Source organism: Clostridium frigoris (genome assembly GCF_018861865.1).
GTDB lineage: Bacteria > Bacillota > Clostridia > Clostridiales > Clostridiaceae > Clostridium_AD > Clostridium_AD frigoris.
In genome coordinates this window covers 1-6,711 of sequence record NZ_JAHLDV010000096.1, presented here as the reverse complement: position 1 = coordinate 6,711, position 6,711 = coordinate 1, and the positions used below count along the sequence as shown (strand labels likewise).

Below are 6,711 nucleotides of genomic sequence, written 5' to 3'. Positions count from 1 at the left end.
AATCCTATCAAATTTAAATTGCTAAACTACCATGCTTTTCTTTATTATACATAAAAATACCCTATCGGGTAGACTTTTTTTAAATTGTCTACCCGATAGGGTACATTATAATTACGCTAGACTTTTTTTTCACACTGAAATTTTATCTTCTCATTATAAATTGTTTTCGTAAGCCTCAACCATTTTTTTAACCATTTGTCCACCTACTGAACCATTTTCTCTTGAAGTTAAATCACCATTGTAACCATCTGTAAGATTTACTCCTACTTCTTTAGCAGCTTCCATTTTAAATTTATTTAATCCAGCTTTAGCCTGTGGTACTAATACTCTATTCCTTGACATATAAGTCACCTCCTCTTCTTGATAATGATTTTCATTTGTACTATTATAATGTGCAATATTATAAATAATACTCATAGAAATTTATCACTATTTAAATAAAATTAAATAAAAAAGGAGTATTATGTTAAAACTTTATAATCTGTTATCTAAAAAGAAATAAAAAATGAGATAATTAAGTGGCGTAGGAATGTATATGTTTTTAAATTAATTCCTTACAATTTCTTTAATAAAACATATTTAAATGAATTTTTCAGCACTCTTCCAATGTTTTGTATTTAAATTATACTTTGTAAAATCAGGTACAGTTCCATTTGTTTCAACTAAAGCTTTTGCTACTTTTTTAAATCCCTTCTTGTTTGACACTTATACAAATTTGATTTTTCTATTCATTCCATTACATCTTCAATTTTCTTTTGAAATTTATTCATTTATGATCCTCCTTTTATTTTAATGGTGTATACTCCTTATTATTATCTTCCTTAAGCCTTATTTAATGTTAATAAATAGTAATAAACAAACTTTTTTCTTAGCTATTTTTAACTATTTAAAACCTTATTATACTTACTAAAACAAAAGTGCTCAAGATAATATTAATAATTATCAAGTACTTTTTAGTTTAAATTTCCATAATAATTGGAAGAATAATCGGTCTACGATTTGTTTTTTTATACAAATATTGCTCTATAGATTTTTTTATATTTGACTTTAATACATGCCATTCAATAACTTTATTTTCTAAACACTTATTAAGTTCAATCCTAACAATCTCTTTTACTTCCCTAATCAATACATCCGACTCCTTCGCATATACAAATCCACGAGTGATTATATCAGGTCCTGCAATAATACTATAAGATTCCCGCTCTAAAGTAACCACTACTGTGAGCATACCATCTTCTGCTAAGTGTTTCCTATCTCTAAGCACTATGCTTCCAACATCACCCACTCCAAGTCCATCAACAAATACAGATCCAGTATGTACCCTTCCTGTAATCTTAGCTTGATCCTTTGTAAGTTCTAAAACTTGCCCTGTTTCCATAGTAAATATATTTTCACCTTGCATACCTAATTCTTGTGCTAACTTAGCATGTTTTCTTAGATGTCTAAATTCACCATGTACTGGCATAAAATATTTAGGATGAACTAATGCATGAATTAATTTTAATTCTTCTTGACATGCGTGTCCGGATACATGTACTTCTTCTAAATCCTCATAAATTACCTCTGCCCCTTTTTTGAATAACTCGTTGATTACCCTAGAAATAAGTTTTTCATTACCCGGGATTGGAGATGCTGAAATAATAAACAAGTCCTCAGGTTCTATAGTTATTTTTCTATGAGTAACAAAAGCCATCCTAGCAAGTCCTGCCATAGGTTCTCCTTGACTTCCCGTAGTTATTATTGTAATTTCCTTGTTGTCGTAATTACGCATTTCGTCTACATCTATAAGGTAACCTTCTGGTATATGAAGATATCCGAGCTCCATAGCTACTTGTGAAATATTATCCATACTTCTTCCAATAAAAACAATTTTTCTATCATATCTCACGCAAGCATCTACAATCTGTTGAATTCTATGAATATTCGAAGCAAATGTGGCTACAATAACTCTACCCTCTGCACTAGAAAATATTCTAGTTAGAGTCTTTCCAATAGTTTTTTCAGAAATCGAGTGCCCTTCACGTTCAACATTTGTGCTATCAGCCATAAGAAATAGAACACCGTCTTTACCTAAATTTGAGATACGTTCTAGATCCATTACTAATCCGTCAATTGGGGTATAATCAATTTTAAAATCACCAGTATGTAAAATAACGCCTATTGGTGAATGAATTGCAATAGCACAGGAATCAGCTATGCTATGAGTAACTCTTATAAACTCAATTTTAAGATTTTGTAGTTCTATTGTTTCCCCAGCATTTACAATGTGAAGTTCACAATATGGCAAGATATTATGTTCCTTCAATTTATTTTCAACTAATCCTAATGTTAATTTAGTACCATAAATAGGTACATTCAATTGTTTTAGAATAAATGGTAACGAGCCTATATGATCTTCATGACCATGCGTTAGGAAAAATCCTTTTACCTTTTCCGCATTATTTTTCAAATAAGTTATATCTGGAATTACTAAATCTACCCCATACATTTCTTCATCTGGGAACGATACACCACAGTCTATAACAATGATTTCATCCGCGTATTCAATAGCCGTTATATTCTTACCTATTTCTCCAAGTCCTCCTAAAGGGATAATCTTTAAACTTTTCTGGGTTTCCATTAAATCCTCTCCTTATTTATATCAATAATACTTTTTTCCTTTATTTTGCCATGAATTATGAAATTAATACCTTATTACCACAGTTATTATTGTAATCTCTCCATAAAAGTTGTAAGCGCTTAATTAAAATTAGTCAGATACAAATAAATATGGTACAGTAATAAGCGCGAATAGATTTTAGCACTTACTTTATCAGAAAAATAAATTTAACTTGGAGGATCATATGATTACAAAAGAGATTTTTTTAAAAGATATAAAAAGCGGAACTAATATAAAAATTTCATTAATGGTAATGAAAATAATGTTTAAAGATGCTTCTAAATTTGTCTGTATATTGGTAGACAAAAGTGGAGAAGTAAAAGCTAATATACCTAGCAAAAATGGGGATATTAAAGAAGGAAGCGTACTAGAAATTGAGGGATATAAAGATAAAAACTTAGATGTAAAAAAATATGAATTTATTTTAGATTATAATTTATCAGATTATCTACCAACGGTAAATAGACCTATTGAAGATATTATGGCTGAAATGGATACCCTTACAAATAAATATATTATTTCAAATGAAGGTAAAACCTTAAATGATTATTTCTTTAAGAATGAAATATTCTTAGATAAATTTCAAAGAGGAATAGGTGGAGTATCTATGCATCATAATTATATAGGCGGTCTTGCAGAACATACATTAAATGTTATGTATTTAACTGCTACTCTTTGCGAAAGATATGAATGTAGGAGAACTGAAATAGCTGTACTTGCAGCAAAACTTCATGATATTGGTAAGATTTATGAATTATATTATGATGGTCCTTTTAAATATACCCTTAGAGGCGAAATGGAAGGTCATATTGTTATCGGTGTAGAGTTAATTGATAAAGCTATTCGAGGGAATGAATCCCTTTATTCTAAAGATTTTATTGCTAGAATAAAGGGATGTATAGTTCAACATCACGGTAAACCTGAATTTGGTTCTCCAAGAGGAATGAAAATGGAAGAATCATTTATAGTCAATTTTGCTGATTCAACAGATGCTACTATGAATAAAATTTCTCAAATGAAGGATAAAACAGAATCAGGTAATTGGTCAGACTACGATAGAAGAATTGACACTAAATTATACTTGTAATCAAAATGGTGGTGAAAAACACATGAAGACTTTAGTTATGAAAGTTACCCTAAGAGCATCATGGTCACACTCCTTAAAAGAAAAGAGAATGGTAGTAAAAAGTATAATTCAAAAACTAAAGAATAAGTTTAACATATCAGTATCAGAAGTAGATGAACAAGATATTCATCAAACAATTGTTATAGGTATTGCTGGTATATGTGGAACCTCATCACAATTAGATTCCACAATGGAACATATAATTACTTTTATAGAAGATAATACGGATGCTGAAATAATCAATATTCAGAAAGAACAAATTGTTAGTCTGTAAATAAAATTAATAAGCTTACCATTTATAATAAATGGTAAGCTTATTAATTCACAATATATTACTATTTTGATAAATTTTCATTTTGAATAACACTATGTTTTCTACCATACACTATATATGTAATAATTCCAATTATTAACCAAACTATAAATCCAATCCATGTCTTTATTCCAAGTCTACTTAATAAAAGCAAACAACAAATTATTGCAAGTATTGGTGTAACTGGTACAAATGGACATGTGAACGTCCTTTTAAAATCTGGCATTCTCTTTCTAAGTACTATTACGCTTAAGGCTACAACTATAAATCCTAAAAGAGTTCCAATGCTTAGAAATTGGACAATAATATCTAATGGTAAAAATCCAGCTATTATCGCTGCAATAACACCTGTAATAATTGTTGCTATATATGGTGTTTTATACTTTTTATGAATCTTTGAAAATAACTTTGGTAATAATCCATCTCTAGACATTACCATAAATATTCTTACCTGACCATATAATACTACTAAAAGTGTAGATATCATTCCAATTATACAACCTACTCCAACTAAAATAGAACCCCAGTTTATTCCTATCCTCGATAGTGCAGAAGGCAATGCATCTTGTAAATTTATAGAATTATAAGGGACAATACCTGTTAGTACAAATGCAACAGCAATGTACAATACACTTACTACAACTAAACATGCTATAAGTCCTCTAGATACACCTTTTTCAGGATCTTTAGCTTCCTCAGCACTAGTTGCTATAGCATCAAATCCCAGGTATGAAAAGAATATTGATGCAGTTGCTGCAAAAACTCCTTTAAACCCAAATGGTGCAAAAGGTTTATAATTTCCCAAATTAATATGTCCTACTCCCACTAATACAAAAACAAGTATTATACCTATTTTTATACATACAATTATATTATTAATTTTAGAGCTTTCCTCCATACCATAACATAAAAGTACAGTTAAACATAACACTATTAGTATTGCGGGTAGGTCAACTATACCTCCATTACTTGGTGAGGATGTAATAACACTTGGCAAATTAACATTTGAAGTTTTTAAAATCCCTACGAACGCCCCAGACCAACCAGAAGCAACAGCACTACAAGCAACTAAATATTCGGCCGTTAAACACCACCCAATTAACATTGCAACTATTTCTCCAAATGTAATATAGGCATAAGAATATGTACTACCTGCTACCGGAAACATTGTTGAAAGTTCACAATAACATAATCCACATAAGCAAGCCACAATTCCAGCTAATACAAAAGATATAATAACTGCTGGGCCTGCAATATGTGCCCCTGTACCAGTCGCAACAAATATCCCTACCCCAATAACAGCTCCTATACCTAAAGCTGCTATATCTTTTGCTGTAAGGTCTTTTTTTAAGTCAGATTGATGTATTCCATCCTGCATCTGCTCAAAAGATTTTTTCTTAAAAATATTCATTTTTGCCCACCTTAATGTTGTCTTTTTTAATTATTTATATACTTTGCTTTATAAAATTTGATAATTTATTTTAAATCACTTATGAAATTTGGAAGATCAAAACAAGATTTTACAATTTTTTTTGTTAAATAACGAGTTTCTAGTGGTAATCTATTTACGTCCATATTACTAGGATCATAAACATCTGATGCCATTGTAAAACTCCATATTCCACCTGGATAAGTTGGAACAAAAGCAATATATGTTTTTACTATTTTAAAATTATTCTTTAATATTCTTCTTGTATTCTCAATTATGTTACGATGAATCATTGGAGATTCACTTTGGCATACCATTACTCCATCAGTTTTTAATGTTCTTTTTACATTTTTATAAAATTCTTCTCCAAACAAATCTTTAGCAGGACCCTCAGGATCTGGTGAATCAACCATAACTATATCATACTTAATATCAGTCTTCTTTACATATTCAACTCCATCTCCAAACTTAAAATTGATTCTTTTATCAAAGCTTGAACCTCCACTTATTTCTGGAAGAAATTTTATGCATTCTTTAGTTACTAATTCATCAAGCTCCACCATATCAATTGTGTCAAGCTCTTCATACTTCGATAATTCTCTTACCGCTCCACAGTCTCCTCCACCAATCACCAAAACATTTTTTGGATTCTTATGGGTAAGTACTGGTATATGCGTAATCATTTCATTATATATAAATCCATCAGCAGATGTAGTCTGCATTACACCATCAAGAACAAGACACGGACCAAATGCATTAGTATCGATCAAAGCTACCTCTTGATAAGGAGATTTGGAATAAGAAAAACATTTGTTAACCTTATAACTAATTTTTAAATCTTTTTTTTCAACTTCAACTTCTTCAAACCACAGTTCATTATCAGTTTTTTTAAAATAATTTGGCAATTCATTCGTTTTCATAATAATTCCTCCATTATAATAAGTATAACTATCTTTTTTATTATTAATAAATCATACTTTACTTCTTATTTTTGAGCCTTATAAAGTTACATCTTCAAGTATATCATAAAAATTAAAGAGTTCAACTTGCATTTAATTAAATTCAACTTATATATGATCCGTTTATGATAATGTCCTAGTATACCATTTTTGATTATGTCCCAAACAGACAAAAATATAGTGTAGAATTACCTCATAAGAATTTATAAATGAGGTGTTCGT

Annotated in this window: 7 protein-coding genes; 2 read left to right on the top strand and 5 right to left on the bottom strand. The window is 29.8% G+C overall.

Features of this window, described 5'->3' with window-relative positions; translation table 11 throughout:
- Nucleotides 1-153: 153 nt before the first annotated feature.
- The 3 genes from KPL37_RS18840 to KPL37_RS18835 form a co-directional block, all read right to left on the bottom strand.
- Nucleotides 154-342, bottom strand: coding sequence for an alpha/beta-type small acid-soluble spore protein (locus tag KPL37_RS18840; protein ID WP_216151610.1), 189 nt, complete (start codon nucleotides 340-342; stop codon nucleotides 154-156).
- 237 nt (nucleotides 343-579) lie between these two features.
- Nucleotides 580-705: a hypothetical protein gene (locus KPL37_RS20190; RefSeq protein WP_281418730.1), complete on the bottom strand. Its 126-nt coding sequence runs from the start codon at nucleotides 703-705 to the stop codon at nucleotides 580-582.
- Nucleotides 706-958: 253 nt separating this feature from the next.
- Nucleotides 959-2,623 (bottom strand): ribonuclease J, encoded by a 1,665-nt coding sequence (locus tag KPL37_RS18835; RefSeq protein ID WP_216151609.1) that lies wholly within the window; start codon nucleotides 2,621-2,623, stop codon nucleotides 959-961.
- A 223-nt stretch (nucleotides 2,624-2,846) separates the two neighbouring features.
- Between KPL37_RS18835 and KPL37_RS18830 the strand changes: the two genes are divergently transcribed.
- Nucleotides 2,847-3,749, top strand: a complete 903-nt coding sequence (locus KPL37_RS18830) for a 3'-5' exoribonuclease YhaM family protein (RefSeq protein ID WP_216151608.1) — start codon at nucleotides 2,847-2,849, stop codon at nucleotides 3,747-3,749.
- A 22-nt stretch (nucleotides 3,750-3,771) separates the two neighbouring features.
- Nucleotides 3,772-4,062, top strand: coding sequence for a DUF503 domain-containing protein (locus tag KPL37_RS18825; RefSeq protein ID WP_216151607.1), 291 nt, complete (start codon nucleotides 3,772-3,774; stop codon nucleotides 4,060-4,062).
- Nucleotides 4,063-4,123: 61 nt separating this feature from the next.
- Here KPL37_RS18825 and KPL37_RS18820 read toward each other — a convergent pair whose 3' ends face one another.
- Both KPL37_RS18820 and speE read right to left on the bottom strand, forming a co-directional pair.
- Nucleotides 4,124-5,512 carry an amino acid permease gene (locus tag KPL37_RS18820; RefSeq protein WP_216151606.1) on the bottom strand — a complete coding sequence of 463 codons (1,389 nt, stop codon included), beginning with the start codon at nucleotides 5,510-5,512 and terminating at the stop codon, nucleotides 4,124-4,126.
- Between the two features lie 65 nt (nucleotides 5,513-5,577).
- The gene (gene speE / locus KPL37_RS18815; RefSeq protein WP_216151605.1) at nucleotides 5,578-6,450 is read right to left on the bottom strand and encodes a polyamine aminopropyltransferase; all 873 of its coding nucleotides are present in this window, start codon (nucleotides 6,448-6,450) and stop codon (nucleotides 5,578-5,580) included.
- Between the last annotated feature and the right edge of the window lie 261 nt (nucleotides 6,451-6,711).

What these genes read in the sequence shown, in the direction of transcription:
- KPL37_RS18840 (WP_216151610.1), bottom strand. Translation starts at nt 342, where the DNA reads ATGTCAAGGAATAGAGTATTAGTACCACAGGCTAAAGCTGGATTAAAT.
- KPL37_RS18835 (WP_216151609.1), bottom strand. Translation starts at nt 2,623, where the DNA reads ATGGAAACCCAGAAAAGTTTAAAGATTATCCCTTTAGGAGGACTTGGA.
- KPL37_RS18830 (WP_216151608.1), top strand. Translation starts at nt 2,847, where the DNA reads ATGATTACAAAAGAGATTTTTTTAAAAGATATAAAAAGCGGAACTAAT.
- KPL37_RS18825 (WP_216151607.1), top strand. Translation starts at nt 3,772, where the DNA reads ATGAAGACTTTAGTTATGAAAGTTACCCTAAGAGCATCATGGTCACAC.
- KPL37_RS18820 (WP_216151606.1), bottom strand. Translation starts at nt 5,512, where the DNA reads ATGAATATTTTTAAGAAAAAATCTTTTGAGCAGATGCAGGATGGAATA.
- speE (WP_216151605.1), bottom strand. Translation starts at nt 6,450, where the DNA reads ATGAAAACGAATGAATTGCCAAATTATTTTAAAAAAACTGATAATGAA.